Annotated in this window: 13 protein-coding genes and 3 rRNA genes; 15 read left to right on the forward strand and 1 reads right to left on the reverse strand. The window is 65.5% G+C overall.

Translation table 11 applies throughout. The annotated features are described in order from the left end of the window. Positions 1-209: 209 nt before the first annotated feature. The 3 genes from PGH47_RS24205 (at position 210) to proC (ending at position 2748) form a co-directional block, all read left to right on the forward strand. Positions 210-1022, forward strand: a complete 813-nt coding sequence (locus tag PGH47_RS24205; protein ID WP_271665191.1) for an ABC transporter ATP-binding protein — start codon at positions 210-212, stop codon at positions 1020-1022. Further along, positions 1019-1810, forward strand: coding sequence for an ABC transporter permease (locus PGH47_RS24210; protein ID WP_271665192.1), 792 nt, complete (start codon positions 1019-1021; stop codon positions 1808-1810). Before PGH47_RS24205 ends, PGH47_RS24210 begins: the two co-directional genes overlap by 4 nt. A 122-nt stretch (positions 1811-1932) precedes the next feature. After that, positions 1933-2748, forward strand: coding sequence for a pyrroline-5-carboxylate reductase (gene proC, locus PGH47_RS24215; RefSeq protein WP_271665193.1), 816 nt, complete (start codon positions 1933-1935; stop codon positions 2746-2748). A 43-nt stretch (positions 2749-2791) separates the two neighbouring features. On the opposite strand, the gene trpS is transcribed toward proC, so the two are convergent. After that, the gene (gene trpS, locus PGH47_RS24220) at positions 2792-3823 is read right to left on the reverse strand and encodes a tryptophan--tRNA ligase (protein WP_271665194.1); all 1032 of its coding nucleotides are present in this window, start codon (positions 3821-3823) and stop codon (positions 2792-2794) included. An 829-nt stretch (positions 3824-4652) separates the two neighbouring features. On the opposite strand from trpS, the gene PGH47_RS24225 reads away from it, so the two are divergent. The 12 genes from PGH47_RS24225 (at position 4653) to PGH47_RS24280 (ending at position 17851) form a co-directional block, all read left to right on the forward strand. After that, positions 4653-6178, forward strand: a 16S ribosomal RNA gene (locus PGH47_RS24225). A gap of 318 nt (positions 6179-6496) precedes the next feature. After that, positions 6497-9621: ribosomal RNA gene (locus PGH47_RS24230) — 23S ribosomal RNA — on the forward strand. Positions 9622-9706: 85 nt separating this feature from the next. Continuing rightward, positions 9707-9823 (forward strand): 5S ribosomal RNA (gene rrf / locus PGH47_RS24235). The 16S, 23S and 5S rRNA genes sit together here, the layout of an rRNA operon. 60 nt (positions 9824-9883) lie before the next feature. Further along, positions 9884-10528: an HAD family hydrolase gene (locus PGH47_RS24240; RefSeq protein ID WP_271668138.1), complete on the forward strand. Its 645-nt coding sequence runs from the start codon at positions 9884-9886 to the stop codon at positions 10526-10528. A gap of 93 nt (positions 10529-10621) precedes the next feature. Further along, positions 10622-11389: a VC0807 family protein gene (locus tag PGH47_RS24245; protein WP_271665195.1), complete on the forward strand. Its 768-nt coding sequence runs from the start codon at positions 10622-10624 to the stop codon at positions 11387-11389. A 66-nt stretch (positions 11390-11455) separates the two neighbouring features. Further along, positions 11456-12673 (forward strand): MFS transporter, encoded by a 1218-nt coding sequence (locus PGH47_RS24250; RefSeq protein ID WP_271665196.1) that lies wholly within the window; start codon positions 11456-11458, stop codon positions 12671-12673. Beyond that, positions 12624-13796, forward strand: a complete 1173-nt coding sequence (locus PGH47_RS24255) for an acetoin utilization protein AcuC (protein ID WP_271665197.1) — start codon at positions 12624-12626, stop codon at positions 13794-13796. Before PGH47_RS24250 ends, PGH47_RS24255 begins: the two co-directional genes overlap by 50 nt. Before the next feature lie 255 nt (positions 13797-14051). Further along, positions 14052-14867 (forward strand): phosphatase, encoded by an 816-nt coding sequence (locus PGH47_RS24260; RefSeq protein ID WP_271665198.1) that lies wholly within the window; start codon positions 14052-14054, stop codon positions 14865-14867. A 129-nt stretch (positions 14868-14996) separates the two neighbouring features. After that, positions 14997-15209, forward strand: coding sequence for a helix-turn-helix domain-containing protein (locus PGH47_RS24265; RefSeq protein WP_004984898.1), 213 nt, complete (start codon positions 14997-14999; stop codon positions 15207-15209). Between the two features lie 157 nt (positions 15210-15366). Beyond that, positions 15367-15465, forward strand: coding sequence for a 30S ribosomal protein bS22 (locus tag PGH47_RS24270; RefSeq protein WP_003948845.1), 99 nt, complete (start codon positions 15367-15369; stop codon positions 15463-15465). 254 nt (positions 15466-15719) lie between these two features. After that, positions 15720-16781: an NAD-dependent epimerase/dehydratase family protein gene (locus tag PGH47_RS24275; protein WP_271665199.1), complete on the forward strand. Its 1062-nt coding sequence runs from the start codon at positions 15720-15722 to the stop codon at positions 16779-16781. Between the two features lie 14 nt (positions 16782-16795). After that, positions 16796-17851 (forward strand): lysophospholipid acyltransferase family protein, encoded by a 1056-nt coding sequence (locus PGH47_RS24280; protein ID WP_107904444.1) that lies wholly within the window; start codon positions 16796-16798, stop codon positions 17849-17851. The last annotated feature ends 48 nt before the right edge of the window (positions 17852-17899 follow it).

Here is a 17899-nt window from a genome sequence, read left to right on the forward strand (position 1 = left end):
GAGCACCTCGACACCCCAGAGCACCTCGGCAGCCCAGAGCACCTCGCCAGCCCAGAGCACCCCAGCACCCCGCGACTTCACGAATCCCAGGGGCACCCCCCGGGCTCCGCGCACCCCAACGCACACCTCCACACGCACCTCCACGCACCCCCTCCCCAAGCCCACCCCGGCGCTTGACGCCACACCCCCGTCGGAGCATTATTCATCGCATGATGAATTATTCGCCGGCCGACGCCGTCCGCTCCGACCCTCCCGACACCCCAGCCATCCGAGCCGAAGCCCTGAACGTCGTACGCGGCCCGCGCCAGGTACTCCGCGACCTCGCCTTCACTGTCCCGCGCGGCCAGATCACCGGCCTGCTCGGCCCCTCCGGCTGCGGCAAGACCACCCTCATGCGGTCGATCGTCGGCACCCAGGGCAAGGTCACCGGCACCCTCGACGTCCTCGGTCGCCCCGCCGGCCACTCCACCCTGCGCACCCGCATCGGCTACGTCACCCAAGCCCCCTCCGTCTACGACGACCTGACGATCCGCCAGAACCTCGACTACTTCGCGGCGATCCTCGACCCCGGCCACGCCGCCGCCGACCGGCGACACGAGAACGTCACCCGCGCCATCGCCGACGTCGACCTCACCAGCCACGCCGACGCCCTGGCCGGCAACCTCTCCGGCGGCCAGCGCAGCCGCGTCTCCCTCGCCGTCGCCCTCCTCGGCACCCCCGAACTCCTCGTCCTCGACGAACCCACGGTCGGTCTGGACCCGGTACTGCGCCGCGACCTGTGGAACCTCTTCCACGACATCGCCGCCGCCCGCGGCGCCACCCTCCTCATCTCCTCCCACGTCATGGACGAGGCCGAGCGCTGCCACCGCCTCCTCCTCATGCGCGAGGGCCAGATCCTCGCCGACGACACCCCCCAAGCCCTCCGCACCCGTACGGGATCCGAGACCGTCGAGGCGGCCTTCCTGCACCTGGTCGACGAGGCGGTCGCCGCTGCCGCCCGCGCGAAGGAGACCACGCGATGACCACGACGACGAGCACCACCGGCACACTCCGGCCCGTCCCCACCGGCGCCCTGAACCTCGCCCGCACCACCGCCACCGCCGCCCGGGTCCTGCGCCAGCTCCGCCACGACCCGCGCACCATCGCGCTGATGCTCCTCGTGCCCTGCGTGATGCTGTTCCTGCTGCGCTACGTCTTCGACGGCAGCCCGCGCACCTTCGACAACATCGGCGCCTCCCTCCTCGGGATCTTCCCGCTGATCACGATGTTCCTGGTCACCTCCATCGCCACGCTGCGCGAACGCACCTCGGGCACCCTCGAACGCCTCCTCGCCATGCCCCTCGGCAAGGGCGACCTGATCGCCGGCTACGCACTCGCCTTCGGCACGATCGCGATCATCCAGTCCGCCCTGGCGACCGGACTCGCCCTCTGGTTCCTCGGCCTGGACGTCACCGGCAGCCCCTGGCTGCTCCTGCTCGTGGCCCTGCTCGACGCCCTGCTCGGCACCGCACTCGGTCTCTTCGTCTCGGCCTTCGCGGCCTCCGAATTCCAGGCCGTCCAGTTCATGCCGGCCGTGATCTTCCCCCAGCTCCTCCTCTGCGGCCTGTTCACACCCCGCGACAACATGCATCCCGCCCTGGAGGCCATCTCCAACGTCCTCCCCATGTCCTATGCGGTCGACGGCATGAACGAAGTGCTCAAGCACACCGACATGACCGCCAACTTCGTCCGCGACGCCCTGATCGTGGCGGGCTGCGCACTGCTGGTCCTGGGCCTGGGAGCGGCGACCCTGCGACGCAGGACGGCATGACCCCCGAGGGGCCGGGCCCGGCGTCGCCCGGACCGTCCGCCCACCGGACACGTCACCGCCAAAGGCGGCGCCCGGTGCGAGGATGAATCCGGACGACGCAACCCCCGGAGGACATCCCAGCCATGACTCAGAAAGTCGCAGTCCTCGGCACCGGCAAGATCGGCGAAGCCCTGCTCAGCGGAATGATCCGCGGCGGCTGGGCCCCGGCCGACATCCTGGTGACGGCCCGCCGCGCGGAACGAGCCGAAGAACTCCGCACCCGCCACGGAGTCACGCCGGTCACCAACGCGGAAGCCGCCAAGACCGCCGACACCCTGATCCTCACCGTCAAACCGCAGGACATGGGCACCCTCCTCGACGAGCTCGCCCCGCACATCCCCTCCGACCGCCTGGTCATCAGCGGAGCTGCCGGCATCCCCACCTCCTTCTTCGAGTCCCGCCTCGCCGCGGGCACCCCGGTCGTCCGCGTCATGACGAACACCCCCGCCCTCGTCGACGAGGCCATGTCCGTCATCTCCGCCGGCAGCCACGCCAGCGAGGCCGACCTCGCGCACACGGAGGAGATCTTCGGCTCCGTCGGCAAGACGCTCCGCGTCCCCGAGTCCCAGCAGGACGCCTGCACCGCCCTCTCCGGCTCCGGCCCGGCGTACTTCTTCTACCTGGTCGAAGCCATGACGGACGCCGGCATCCTCCTCGGATTGCCCAGGGACAAGGCGCACGACCTGATCGTCCAGTCCGCGATCGGCGCCGCGACGATGCTCCGCGACAGCGGCGAACACCCCGTCAAGCTCCGCGAGAACGTCACGTCCCCCGCCGGCACCACCATCAACGCCATCCGCGAACTCGAGAACCACGGCGTACGAGCCGCCCTCATCGCCGCCCTCGAAGCCGCCCGCGACCGCAGCCGCGAGCTCGCCTCCGGCAGCAGCAACAAGTGACGCCCCGCCGCCCCCTGCCCAGGGGGCGGCACAGCGCACCCCTCTATACGGTCACCCCGGTATCGGCGGTCGCGGGCACAGCCGCCGGCAGGAGTCCGATCGCCCGATACGCGGCATCCACGGTCGGCCGAGCCATCGCCCGCGCGCGCTCCGCACCATCCCGCAGCACCCCCTCCACATAACCAGGATCCGTGCACAGCTCCCTGTGCTTGTCCTGTACGGGCTTGAGGACCCCGATCACGGCCTCGGCGGTGTCGTTCTTCAAGGATCCGTACGATTCATATACACCGCTCAGCTCCGATGGGTTCCCACCCGTGCACGCCGCGAGGATCTCCAGCAGATTTGCCAGACCCGGCTGCGCCTCCCGGTCGTACACGACCTCCCGCCCGCTGTCGGTCACGGCCCGCATGACCTTCCGCCGCACCACGTCCGGCTCGTCCAGCAGATAGACGATCCCCGGCCCGGAGTCATCGCTCTTGCCCATCTTCGACACCGGATCCTGCAAGTTCATGACCCGAGCCGCGACCTGCGGCGAAGTGGCCCGAGGCACCACGAACGTATGTCCGTACCGGTCGTTGAACCGCGCCGCGAGATCCCGCGCGAGCTCCACATGTTGCGTCTGGTCGTCCCCGACCGGCACCTCGTCGGTCCCGTAAGCCAGGATGTCCGCCGCCATCAGCACGGGATACGTCAGCAGCGACAGCCGCACACTCCCGCCCCGCACCCGCTCCCGCGCCGCCTTCTCCTTGTACTGGATCATCCGCCTCATCTCGCCGTCCGTGGCCACGCACTCCAGGACGTACGACAGCCGCGCGTGCTCATCCACATGACTCTGTACGAAGACGGTGCACAGCTCCGGATCCAGCCCCGACGCCAGCAACAACGTCGCCGCCTGCCGACTGAGCCTGCGCACCCGCGCTGGATCGTGATCCACGGTCAGCGCGTGCAGATCGACGATGCAGAACAGCGCGTCGGCCTGGTGCTGATCGAGGGTCGCCCACCGCCGCATGGCCCCCAGGTAGTTCCCCAGCGTCAGATGCCCGGTCGGCTTGACCCCACTGAAGACTCGCGTCATCTCTTCTCCACCTCCTGGTCGAGACCGCCGTCCCCGGCCGGCCGACCCTCTGGAGGGAGATACGAAAACGGCCGCCGAGGCGGCGGCCGTTGAGTGCGTACGTGAGCGCGGCCGCCGTCAGGCGGCCCACCACAGCTGGGTACACGTACGCGTAGTCATGCGCCCCACACTACGCCCCCGGGGTGCCACGCGGAGTGAAGTTGACACGCCCAGACCCGGTACGTAGTGTTCTCCGAGTTGTCCGACGTGAGCGCCGACTCCGGTCGGTCCCCGGACAGCCACTCCGCAAGTACCAACCACTACTCGACGACAGCCGATCTGTCTGCCGTCGTTTCATTGGTATGCGTATTTAAGGAATGAGGAATCCGCGCCCGACAGGGTGCAGCCCCCGATTAGCTCGGGAGCGAGGAATCCGCTAAAGTCTCACTCGTCGGAACGGCCCAACGGCCGGGAAGACAAGCCCCGCTGACTGGGAGTCAGACCCGAAAGGATCTGATAAAGTCGGAACCGCCGGAAAGGGAAACGCGAAAGCGAGAACCTGGAAAGCGCCGAGGAAATCGGATCGGAAAGATCTGATAGAGTCGGAAACGCAAGACCGAAGGGAAAAGCCCGGAGGAAAGCCCGAGAGGGTGAGTACAAAGGAAGCGTCCGTTCCTTGAGAACTCAACAGCGTGCCAAAAATCAACGCCAGATATGTTGATACCCCGTCTCCGACCGTCAGGTTGGGGCGAGGTTCCTTTGAAATAACACAGCGAGGACGCTGTGAACCGGGAGATTATTCCTCTCCTGGTTCCGCTCTCGTGTGTGTGCACCGGATTACCGGTAAACATTCACGGAGAGTTTGATCCTGGCTCAGGACGAACGCTGGCGGCGTGCTTAACACATGCAAGTCGAACGATGAACCACTTCGGTGGGGATTAGTGGCGAACGGGTGAGTAACACGTGGGCAATCTGCCCTTCACTCTGGGACAAGCCCTGGAAACGGGGTCTAATACCGGATAACACTCCTGTCCTCCTGGACGGGGGTTAAAAGCTCCGGCGGTGAAGGATGAGCCCGCGGCCTATCAGCTTGTTGGTGAGGTAATGGCTCACCAAGGCGACGACGGGTAGCCGGCCTGAGAGGGCGACCGGCCACACTGGGACTGAGACACGGCCCAGACTCCTACGGGAGGCAGCAGTGGGGAATATTGCACAATGGGCGAAAGCCTGATGCAGCGACGCCGCGTGAGGGATGACGGCCTTCGGGTTGTAAACCTCTTTCAGCAGGGAAGAAGCGAAAGTGACGGTACCTGCAGAAGAAGCGCCGGCTAACTACGTGCCAGCAGCCGCGGTAATACGTAGGGCGCAAGCGTTGTCCGGAATTATTGGGCGTAAAGAGCTCGTAGGCGGCTTGTCACGTCGGGTGTGAAAGCCCGGGGCTTAACCCCGGGTCTGCATTCGATACGGGCTAGCTAGAGTGTGGTAGGGGAGATCGGAATTCCTGGTGTAGCGGTGAAATGCGCAGATATCAGGAGGAACACCGGTGGCGAAGGCGGATCTCTGGGCCATTACTGACGCTGAGGAGCGAAAGCGTGGGGAGCGAACAGGATTAGATACCCTGGTAGTCCACGCCGTAAACGGTGGGAACTAGGTGTTGGCGACATTCCACGTCGTCGGTGCCGCAGCTAACGCATTAAGTTCCCCGCCTGGGGAGTACGGCCGCAAGGCTAAAACTCAAAGGAATTGACGGGGGCCCGCACAAGCAGCGGAGCATGTGGCTTAATTCGACGCAACGCGAAGAACCTTACCAAGGCTTGACATACACCGGAAACGTCTGGAGACAGGCGCCCCCTTGTGGTCGGTGTACAGGTGGTGCATGGCTGTCGTCAGCTCGTGTCGTGAGATGTTGGGTTAAGTCCCGCAACGAGCGCAACCCTTGTTCTGTGTTGCCAGCATGCCCTTCGGGGTGATGGGGACTCACAGGAGACCGCCGGGGTCAACTCGGAGGAAGGTGGGGACGACGTCAAGTCATCATGCCCCTTATGTCTTGGGCTGCACACGTGCTACAATGGCAGGTACAATGAGCTGCGATACCGTGAGGTGGAGCGAATCTCAAAAAGCCTGTCTCAGTTCGGATTGGGGTCTGCAACTCGACCCCATGAAGTCGGAGTTGCTAGTAATCGCAGATCAGCATTGCTGCGGTGAATACGTTCCCGGGCCTTGTACACACCGCCCGTCACGTCACGAAAGTCGGTAACACCCGAAGCCGGTGGCCCAACCCCTTGTGGGAGGGAGCTGTCGAAGGTGGGACTGGCGATTGGGACGAAGTCGTAACAAGGTAGCCGTACCGGAAGGTGCGGCTGGATCACCTCCTTTCTAAGGAGCATCTAGGCCGCCAAGCTTGCTTGGTGGTCCAGAGCCACTACGTCGGCAAACGATCGACGGTGGTCAGCTCATGGGTGGAACGTTGATTATTCGGCCGATCTTCTGGGTCGGAGGCTTGCCAGTACTGCTCTTCGGAGCGTGGAACGCATGATCTCCGGACAGGGTCCGGCCGGGCACGCTGTTGGGTGTCTGAAGGTACGGCCGGTCAGGCTGCCTTCAGGTGCTGGCCCCAGTGAACTCGTGCTTCGGTGCGGGGTGATGGGTGGCTGGTCGTTGTTTGAGAACTGCACAGTGGACGCGAGCATCTGTGGCCAAGTTTTTAAGGGCGCACGGTGGATGCCTTGGCACCAGGAACCGATGAAGGACGTGGGAGGCCACGATAGTCCCCGGGGAGTCGTCAACCAGGCTTTGATCCGGGGGTTTCCGAATGGGGAAACCCGGCAGTCGTCATGGGCTGTCACCCTTGTCTGAACACATAGGGCAAGTGGAGGGAACGCGGGGAAGTGAAACATCTCAGTACCCGCAGGAAGAGAAAACAACCGTGATTCCGGGAGTAGTGGCGAGCGAAACTGGATGAGGCCAAACCGTATACGTGTGAGACCCGGCAGGGGTTGCGTATGCGGGGTTGTGGGATCTCTCTTTTACAGTCTGCCGGCTGTGAGACGAGTCAGAAACCGTTGATGTAGGCGAAGGACATGCGAAAGGTCCGGCGTAGAGGGTAAGACCCCCGTAGTCGAAACGTCAGCGGCTCGTTTGAGAGACACCCAAGTAGCACGGGGCCCGAGAAATCCCGTGTGAATCTGGCGGGACCACCCGCTAAGCCTAAATATTCCCTGGTGACCGATAGCGGATAGTACCGTGAGGGAATGGTGAAAAGTACCCCGGGAGGGGAGTGAAATAGTACCTGAAACCGTGTGCCTACAAGCCGTGGGAGCGTCGGACGTCAAGTTTACTTGATGTCTCGTGACTGCGTGCCTTTTGAAGAATGAGCCTGCGAGTTTGCGGTGTGTTGCGAGGTTAACCCGTGTGGGGAAGCCGTAGCGAAAGCGAGTCCGAATAGGGCGGTTTAGTAGCGCGCTCAAGACCCGAAGCGGAGTGATCTAGCCATGGGCAGGTTGAAGCGGAGGTAAGACTTCGTGGAGGACCGAACCCACCAGGGTTGAAAACCTGGGGGATGACCTGTGGTTAGGGGTGAAAGGCCAATCAAACTCCGTGATAGCTGGTTCTCCCCGAAATGCATTTAGGTGCAGCGTCGTGTGTTTCTTGCCGGAGGTAGAGCACTGGATAGGCGATGGGCCCTACCGGGTTACTGACCTTAGCCAAACTCCGAATGCCGGTAAGTGAGAGCGCGGCAGTGAGACTGTGGGGGATAAGCTCCATGGTCGAGAGGGAAACAGCCCAGAGCATCGACTAAGGCCCCTAAGCGTACGCTAAGTGGGAAAGGATGTGGAGTCGCAGAGACAACCAGGAGGTTGGCTTAGAAGCAGCCACCCTTGAAAGAGTGCGTAATAGCTCACTGGTCTAGTGATTCCGCGCCGACAATGTAGCGGGGCTCAAGCGTACCGCCGAAGTCGTGTCATTCATACAACAGGGCCAACGCCCGTATGGATGGGTAGGGGAGCGTCGTGTGCCGGGTGAAGCCGCGCCGGAAGGCAGTGGTGGACGGTTCACGAGTGAGAATGCAGGCATGAGTAGCGATTCACACGTGAGAAACGTGTGCGCCGATTGACTAAGGGTTCCTGGGTCAAGCTGATCTGCCCAGGGTAAGTCGGGACCTAAGGCGAGGCCGACAGGCGTAGTCGATGGATAACCGGTTGATATTCCGGTACCCGCTGTGAAGCGTCAAACATCGAATCCAGTGATGCTAAGCCCGTGAAGCCGCCGGCTGAGTCTTCGGACGAGGTCGGAGTGGTGGAGCCGGTGACCCGAGCTGGTAGTAGGTGAGTGATGGGGTGACGCAGGAAGGTAGTCCATCCCGGGCGGTGGTTGTCCCGGGGTAAGGGTGTAGCCCGAGTGGTAGGCAAATCCGCCACTCATACAGGGTGAGACCTGATGCCGAGCCGATTGTGGTGAAGTGGATGATCCTATGCTGTCGAGAAAAGCCTCTAGCGAGTTTCATGGCGGCCCGTACCCTAAACCGACTCAGGTGGTCAGGTAGAGAATACCGAGGCGTTCGGGTGAACTATGGTTAAGGAACTCGGCAAAATGCCCCCGTAACTTCGGGAGAAGGGGGGCCACGTCTGGTGAGGAGACTTGCTCTCCGAGCTGGGGGTGGCCGCAGAGACCAGCGAGAAGCGACTGTTTACTAAAAACACAGGTCCGTGCGAAGCCGTAAGGCGATGTATACGGACTGACGCCTGCCCGGTGCTGGAACGTTAAGGGGACCGGTTAGCTCAGATTCGTCTGGGCGAAGCTGAGAACTTAAGCGCCAGTAAACGGCGGTGGTAACTATAACCATCCTAAGGTAGCGAAATTCCTTGTCGGGTAAGTTCCGACCTGCACGAATGGCGTAACGACTTCTCGACTGTCTCAACCATAGGCCCGGTGAAATTGCACTACGAGTAAAGATGCTCGTTTCGCGCAGCAGGACGGAAAGACCCCGGGACCTTTACTACAGTTTGATATTGGTGTTCGGTTCGGCTTGTGTAGGATAGCTGGGAGACTGTGAACTCTGGACGCCAGTTCAGGGGGAGTCGTCGTTGAAATACCAGTCTGGTCGTGCTGGATGTCTAACCTGGGTCCGTGATCCGGATCAGGGACAGTGTCTGATGGGTAGTTTAACTGGGGCGGTTGCCTCCTAAAGAGTAACGGAGGCGCCCAAAGGTTCCCTCAGCCTGGTTGGCAATCAGGTGTTGAGTGTAAGTGCACAAGGGAGCTTGACTGTGAGACCGACGGGTCGAGCAGGGACGAAAGTCGGGACTAGTGATCCGGCGGTGGCTTGTGGAAGCGCCGTCGCTCAACGGATAAAAGGTACCCCGGGGATAACAGGCTGATCTTCCCCAAGAGTCCATATCGACGGGATGGTTTGGCACCTCGATGTCGGCTCGTCGCATCCTGGGGCTGGAGTCGGTCCCAAGGGTTGGGCTGTTCGCCCATTAAAGCGGTACGCGAGCTGGGTTTAGAACGTCGTGAGACAGTTCGGTCCCTATCCGCTGCGCGCGCAGGAATATTGAGAAGGGCTGTCCCTAGTACGAGAGGACCGGGACGGACGAACCTCTGGTGTGCCAGTTGTTCTGCCAAGGGCATGGCTGGTTGGCTACGTTCGGGAGGGATAACCGCTGAAAGCATCTAAGCGGGAAGCCTGCTTCGAGATGAGTATTCCCACCCACTTGATGGGGTAAGGCTCCCAGTAGACGACTGGGTTGATAGGCCGGATCTGGAAGCACGGTAACGTGTGGAGGTGACCGGTACTAATAGGCCGAGGGCTTGTCCTCAGTTGCTCGCGTCCACTGTGTTGGTTCTGAAACCACGAACAGCCCCGTATGGCCACATGCGGTGCGGCTGACAGTTTCATAGTGTTTCGGTGGTTATAGCGTGAGGGAAACGCCCGGTTACATTCCGAACCCGGAAGCTAAGCCTTACAGCGCCGATGGTACTGCAGGGGGGACCCTGTGGGAGAGTAGGACGCCGCCGAACAAATTTTAGGAAAGGCCCACGCCGTATGGCGTGGGCCTTTCTGCGTTTAAGCTCAAACCTATGCGCTATGACCTGGTGATCTTCGACAATGACGGCGTGCTCGTCGACAGCGAGCCCATTTCCAATCGGCTTCTCGCCGCGTACCTCACGGAACTGGGGCACCCGACGTCGTACGAGGACTCCATTCGGGACTACATGGGCTCGGCGATGCACAGGATTCACGACCTGGTGCTGGAGCGGACCGGGGAGCGGCTGCCCGAGGACTTTGACGACGTGTTCCATGCGAGGGTGTTCGCCGCGTTCGAGCGGGAGTTGAAGGCCGTGCCCGGTGCGGTGGACGTGCTGGAGAAGCTCGGCGCGGACGGGGTGCCGTACTGTGTCGCGTCCTCCGGGAGCCATGAGCGGATTCGGGTGGGGCATCGGACGACGGGGCTCGACCGGTACTTCGACGAGGGACGGGTCTTCAGCTCGCAGGATGTGGGTCGGGGGAAGCCGGCGCCGGATCTGTTCCTGCACGCCGCCGAGCGGATGGGGGTCGCGCCGGCGCGGTGTCTCGTCGTCGAGGACAGTCCGCTGGGGGTGCGGGCGGCCGTAGCGGCAGGGATGGACGTCTATGGGTTCACCGCCATGACTCCGGCCGCGAGGCTGGCCGGGGCGACGCAACTCTTCTCCGACATGCGCGAGTTGGCTGACCTGCTCGTGTGATACGAGGCGGTGGCGCGGGGCTGACATTTGTCATGCAGAGGGCTGGACGATCGTTTCTACCGGGGACCCTGTGCCGGACGCGAAGCTGAGGGCATGACGAACACGGGGACCACCAAGGGAAACAGCACCAACCGTCGCAGCGTGCTGCGGAACTTCGCGCCGCTGCTCATCGATGTCGCGGTGCCCATCGGGGCGTACTACCTCCTGAAGAACGGTTTTGGGACGAGCACCCTGATGGCGCTGGCGCTGAGCAGCATCGTGCCGGCCGTGCGGACCGGGTGGGGCGTGCTGAAGTCACGTGAGGTGAACGGGATGGCGGCGCTCATCCTGTTCGTGAACGTCGTGTCGCTGCTGTTGAGCTTCGTGGCCGGGGACCCGCGGCTGATGATCGCCAAGGACAGTGCCGTCAGCAGCACCATCGGCATCGGGATCATCGTCTCCGTGGTGCTGGGCAAGCCGATGATGACCGCCGGTATGAAGCCCTGGGTGGTGAAGGGGGACGCCGGTCGGGAGGCCGCCTGGGCTCGGCTGCACGCCGGGTCGGCGCGGTTCCGGCGGGCCGAGCGGATGTTCTCGCTGGTGTGGGGTGTCGTACTGCTCTCGGAGTGTGTGGTGAGGGTCGTGGGGGCGTACACCCTGCCGGTGGACACGATGGTGTGGGCCGGCAATGTGATCATGGTCGTCGCGATGGCTCTGGGTTTCGTGGTCGGCGGTGCGCTGGGTGCCGGTCCGATGGCTGCCATGGTCGTCGCGGAGGCCAAGTCGGAGGCGGGGGAGGGGCGTCGGGCCGGTGAGGTCGCCGGGGCCCGTGAGCTCGTCCGCGCCGAGCTGGCGCCCGCCGATCTCGCGCCCGCCAAGTAAAGCTGAGGGAAATTCATCTTTGGCTGGATCTACCCACCGGTACAACGGGGCTCTACGCTCGCCGCCATGACTGATGTGCTGCGGCGCGGTAGGGCCTCGTTGGCGTTGAGCTTCTTCGCTCAGGGTGTTGCCTTTGCCCTGCTGGTGACGCGTATTCCGGCCATCCAGGACCGGTACGGCGTCTCCGACGCGTTGCTGCCGGCCTTCCTTGCGGCCGTGCCGATCCTCGCCGGTGTCGGCAGTGTCGCCACCGAGCGGCTGGTGAAGCGAATACCGCCCAGCCGGGTGCTGCGCTGGTCCCAGCCCGTCGTGCTGCTGGCGCTGCTCGGGGTCGGCGCGGGGGAGCGGATGGTCGAGCTGGGCGTGGCGCTGGCCGCGTTCGGGCTGGCCGTTGGGGCGTTGGACGCCTCGATGAACATGCTCGGGGTGAGCCTCCAGCGGGCGTACGGGCGCAGCATCATGCTGAGCTTCCACGCGGCGTACAGCCTGGGCGGGATCGTCGGGGCCTCGCTGGCGTGGGTGGGGGCGCACTGGGATCTGGCGCTGTTCGTGTCGTATCTGCCGGTCGTGGTGGTGCTGTTGCCGGTCGCGTTGGTGGGGAGCCGGTGGTACGTCGACGGGGGCGGCGGGGACGAGGTCGTGCCGGAGGCCGCGGGTGAGCGTGGGCCCGTCGTGTTCAAGGTGCTGTTGCCGCTGTGTCTGGTGATGACGTTCGCGTACATCGGGGACTCGACGGTCTCCAACTGGAGCGCGAAGTACCTCCAGGACGTGCTGGGCAGTTCGGAGCAACTGGCGACCGTGCCGTACAACGTCTACATGGTGACCACGCTGGTGGGGCGGGCCATCGGGGACTTCGGGGTGCGGCGGTTCGGGGCCGTCGTGGTCGTGCGGGGCGGGGCGCTGGTGGCGGCGGCCGGGTTCGCGGTGGTGGCTTCGGCGCCGGGGGCCTGGGTCGGGATGCTGGGGTTCACGCTGGTCGGGGTGGGGTTGTGCGTGCTGGTGCCGCAGACCTTCGCGGCGGCCGGGCGGCTGTTCCCGGGGGCTTCGGATGTGGCCGTCGCGCGACTCAATGTCTTCAACTACGTGGGCTTTTTGATCGGGTCGCCGTTGGTGGGGGCGCTGGGCGACGCGTGGAGCTATCGCGGGGCGATGCTCGTGCCGATGGTGTTGGTGCTGGTGACGCTCGGGTACGCCCGTTCGTTCGCCGCTCAACCGGACCGATACGGTGACGGGCATGAGCGGCCGCGCACAGCTGATGTGGGACGAGGCAGTAACGGGCTATGACTTCGGTCAGCAGCATCCGATGGATCCGGTCCGGCTTGCCCTGACCCGGAGGCTCGTCGATGCCTTCGGGCTCGACCGGGAGGTGGAGGTCGTCGCGGCCAAGCCCGCCGGGGAGTCGACGCTGCGGCTGGTCCACCGCGAGGACTACATCGAGGCCGTGAAGGCGGCGTCGGTCGAGCCGGGGGCGGCTGACATGTCGTACGGGCTCGGGACGTTGGACGATCCCGCGTTCGCCGGGATGCACGACGTGTCGGCGCTGATCGCCGGGCAGTCGGTGGGGGCGGCGGAGGCGGTGTGGCGCGGGGAGGCGCTGCACGCGGTGAACTTCGCGGGCGGGTTGCATCACGCGATGCCGGGCGGCGCCTCGGGCTTCTGCATCTACAACGACGCCTCGCTGGCCATCGCGCGGCTCCTGGAACTGGGGGCCGAGCGGGTCGCGTACGTCGACGTCGACGTGCACCACGGTGACGGGGTCCAGGCCGCGTTCTGGGACGACCCCCGGGTACTGACGATCTCGCTGCACGAGCACCCCCGCACCCTGTTCCCGCAGACCGGGTGGCCCGAGGAGACCGGGGCGCCGGGCGCGGAGGGCGCGGCGGTGAACGTGGCTCTGCCGGCCGGTACCGGGGACGCCGGGTGGGTGCGGGCGTTCCATTCCGTGGTGCCGGAGCTGCTGGCCGAGTTCCGGCCGCAGGTGCTGGTGACGCAGCACGGTGCCGACACCCACTTCGAGGACCCGCTGGCGCATCTGGCGGTGTCGCTGGATGCGCAGCGGGCCGTGCAGGTGGCGTGTCACGACCTGGCGCACGAGTACGCCGACGGCAGGTGGGTCGCCCTGGGCGGTGGCGGATACGCCGTGGTGGAGGTCGTGCCGCGGTCCTGGACGCACCTCGTGGCCATCGCCGCGGGCCGGCCGGTCGAGCCGGAGGCGATGATCCCGGAGAGCTGGCGGCAGGAGGTCTTCGCGCGCACGCGGCAGCTGGCGCCGATGCGGATGACCGACGGCCGGTGGCCGGTGTCCTGGGCGGACTGGGAGTCGGGGTACGACCCCGGGGACCGCCTGGATCAGGCTGTACTGGCGGCCCGACGGGCGGTGTTCCCGCTGCGGGGCCTGCTGCCGTAGCGGCGCCCGCTTGGCGGTGACACCGGCGGGGTGAGGAGCTGAGCCGGCGCTCGACGTGTGCGGCGTCCGGTGCGCGGGTGACGCCGGCCAACTGGGCTTCGCCGCAGCCGTGTTGTGCGATCAGGGGTCTCTTCCGGCCATTGCGGGTGGTTTTGGGCTCGCTCGGCGGCCGCTGTCACAGTGTCGTTACGCCAACTGTGCGTTGTTTCCCCGTTCCGTCGGCATTCGTCCGTTCCGTCGGTCACGATCGCTGACGTGTTGAGTACCGGTGCCCTGCGCGCCCATCTTCTAGCTGCGCGGCTTGCCGGGCCCGTGGCCACTTCCCGTGAGGAGAGTCTGCGGAGTTACCGGCTCTTCGCGGCCCGCGATCCTCGGGTGCTGCTCGGGCTCGATCCCGAGGGGGTCTGGGGGCAGCGCGAGCTGATTGCGCTGATGGCGGAGAAGTGTGGGGTTTCGGCCGATCCGCATCATATTTCTGGCCAGGATGTGATCGATCCGGAGCTGACTCTGACCGCTCTGGATGCTTTTGCGGAACGCCTCGCGGCAGTCGCCCAGCGCAGAGCGCCTGTCCTGCTCGGCACCGGGCACCCCCATCGACTGCTCGGCTTCTACGCCGCCTTGGCGGACGCGTTATCGGCGGCGGGATGTGCCGTTCTCACCCCTGCGCATGGCCACAGTGTCGACATAACGACCCGGTTCGGACTACGCACGTACAACCTTGCCTACGTACGAGGAGTCGCGCTGGTGCGGGAACCCGGCGCCTCTCGCCCCGGTTGTGAGCCCGGCGCACACACGCATTCACCCCTCCCGGTTCGCACGGCCCTGGCGGCCGCCGCGGAGGCCGGCGGCCCCATGCCGGAGCTGGTGATCGGGGACCACGGCTGGGTCTGCGGGGCAGGTCAGCTGGGGTTTGAGGCCATTGGTCCGGCCGATACGAATGACCCCGCGCTCTTTGTGGGGCAGGCGGAGGGGTCCGTGTCCGTCGTCGTTCCACTTGATGACGCTGTGCGGTCTGATTACTACCGACCGCTTACCCGCTACGTACTCAATCGAGCGTGTCTGTCACAGTAAGGCGCCGATGCCATCCCCTCTTCCCCACTCGCATCACCCGCCCCTACATTGGGGAGTGAGCACGCAACGACGAAGAGTCACCGGAAGGGGAAGCCGGTGGCCGTCGAGTGCGGAAGGTTCAGGTGTGTCATGGCTGCAGCTGGCGAGAGGCCTCTGAACGAGGTTCAGTTCCTTACCGTGGCGGAAGTCGCCTCGGTGATGCGAGTGTCGAAGATGACCGTGTACCGGCTGGTGCACAGCGGTCATCTGCCCGCGATCCGGGTGGGGCGGTCGTTCCGCGTCCCGGAGCAAGCGGTTCACGAATACCTCCGCGAGAGCTACGTGGGGGTGGAAACCGCCTGACGGCAGAGGGCGGGAGGGGATCCTCAGGGCACTTCGGGATTCCCCCTCGCCTCCTCGATTACGACCTCAGCGCTCGGACGGGTAGGCTAGCCCCTCGTAGGTCGTGTGGGCCCATGGCGCCCAAACACCGAGTGATGAGAAGTGAGCGAGGGTAGTCGTGGGCTCTGTTATCAAGAAGCGGCGCAAGCGGATGGCCAAGAAGAAGCACCGCAAGCTGCTCAAGCGCACGCGCGTTCAGCGTCGCAACAAGAAGTGAGCGACGCTGCGAAAGCAGCGTGATTGTGGCCCCCCACCGCACCGGTGGGGGGCCACACGCGTATCGGGGGCGATGTGCGAAGGGCCGAACTCTGTGCGTATGCCTGGACAAAGGACTGACCCGTCCGGTGGTATGCGGAGAATTATCGTCACTTCGTGCATTGGGCGGTCATCACAGCGCAACATCGACCCGCTAAGTTGGCCGCACACGGGGAACTCGGCAGGGGTACGAGTGCTGGAAGGAAGGCGCTGATCTTGGGCAAGGTCGTGCTCGTGACCGGAGTGGCCCGTCAACTGGGGGGCCGTTTCGTACGACGGATCCAGCGTGATCCCCAGGTGGACCGGGTGGTGGCCGTGGACGCCGTCCCGCCCGAGCACCATCTGGGCGGAGCCGACTTCATCCAGGCCGACATCCGGCAGCCCACCATCGCGCGGGTGCTGGCGGAGAGCGGCGCCGACACCGTCGTCCACATGGACGTGACCGGGACCGCGCTGGGCAGCGGCAGCCGGACCACGGTCAAGGAGACCAACGTCATCGGGACCATGCAGCTGCTCGGCGCCTGCCAGAAGTCCCCCACCGTCAAGCGCCTCGTGGTGAAGTCCAGTACGAACGTCTACGGGTCCGCGCCCCGCGACCCGGCCGTCTTCACCGAGACGACCCCGCCCAAGTCCCTGCCCAGCGGCGGCTTCGCCAAGGACGCCGTCGAGGTCGAGGGTTATGTGCGCGGGTTCGCGCGGCGGCGGCCGGACGTCGCCGTGTGCGTGCTGCGGTTCGCCAACATCCTCGGCCCCTCCGCGGACACTCCGCTCGCCTCGTACTTCTCGCTGCCGGTGCTGCCGACCGTGTTCGGCTACGACCCGCGGCTCCAGTTCGTCCACGAGGACGACGTGATCGAGGTGCTGCGCATCGCCTCGCACGAGCCGGAGCGGGGCACGCTCAACAGCGGCACCTTCAACATCGCCGGTGACGGCGTCCTGCTGCTCTCGCAGTGCTCCCGGCGGCTGGGCCGGCCCACCGTGCCGCTCCTGCTCCCCGCGGTCACCTGGGCGGGCTCCCTGGTGCGTACGCTGGGCATGTCGGACTTCTCGCCGGAGCAGATCCGGTTGCTCACCCACGGCCGGGTGGTGTCCACGGACCAGATGCGAGAGACACTCGGATTCAAGCCGAAGTACACGACGGCGGAGACCTTCGCGGAGTTCGCACGCGGCCGCGGACCGGGTCTGCTGCCGCCGGAGGCCCTCGCGGGGGCCGTCGACCGGATCGCCGCGCTGCCCCTGCCGGGCGGCGGCCACCTCCCGACGCAGAGCGCCAACTGAGGAGCGCATCAACGATGGCGGACGCCAAGGTCATTCCGTTCGACGACGACCGGTCCCGCGGGAGCGCCGTTCAGCGGCCGTCGCGGCGCCGGAGCGCGGGGAGCCGGCGCAAGAGCGGTGAATCCGCGCTGGTACGCGAGGTCCAGCCTCTCCCGGGACGGTCCATCGCGCAGGATGATGTTCCTGTGACACGCGAGGAAGAGCCTGCGCCGACGAGGCCCCAGGACGACGGCGGCCTGGAGCGGCGTATCGCGAGCGGCCTGGCCTTTCTGCGCCGCCGCCTCACCGGGGACTACGAGGTCGACGACTTCGGGTACGACGAGGAGCTCACCGACCAGGTCCTGATGTCCCTGCTGCGCCCGGTGTACGAGAAGTACTTCCGGGTCGAGGTGAAGGGCGTCGAGAACATCCCGGCCGAGGGCGGCGCGCTGATCGTCGCCAACCACTCGGGCACGGTGCCGCTGGACGGCCTGATGATGCAGGTCGCCGTGCACGACCACCACCCCGCGGGCCGGCACCTGCGGCTGCTCGCGGCGGACCTGGTCTTCGTCCTGCCGGTGGTCAACGAACTCGCACGCAAGCTGGGCCACACCCTGGCCTGCGCGGAGGACGCCGAGCGGCTGCTCGGGAAGGGGGAGTTGGTCGGGGTGATGCCGGAGGGCTTCAAGGGCATCGGCAAGCCCTTCGGCGAGCGCTACAAGCTGCAGCGCTTCGGCCGCGGCGGCTTCGTCTCCACGGCCCTGCGCAAGCGCACGCCGATCATCCCGTGCTCGATCGTCGGGGCCGAGGAGATCTACCCGATGATCGGCAACGCGAAGACGCTGGCCCGGCTCCTGGGCTTCCCGTACTTCCCGCTGACGCCGACCTTCCCGTGGCTCGGCCCGCTCGGCGCGGTCCCGCTGCCGACGAAGTGGACGATCCAGTTCGGCGAGCCGATCCCCACGGACGGCTACCCGCCGGAGGCCGCCGAGGACCCGATGCTGATGTTCAACCTGACCGACCAGGTCAGAGAACAGATCCAGCACACGCTGTACAAGCTGCTTGTGCAGCGGAGGTCGGTCTTCTTCTGAGGCGGCCCTGAGTCTCCCGCTGTCGGGCGGAGAAACGGTTGTACGACG

Source organism: Streptomyces sp. HUAS 31 (assembly GCF_028198125.1).
Taxonomy (GTDB): domain Bacteria; phylum Actinomycetota; class Actinomycetes; order Streptomycetales; family Streptomycetaceae; genus Streptomyces; species Streptomyces chartreusis.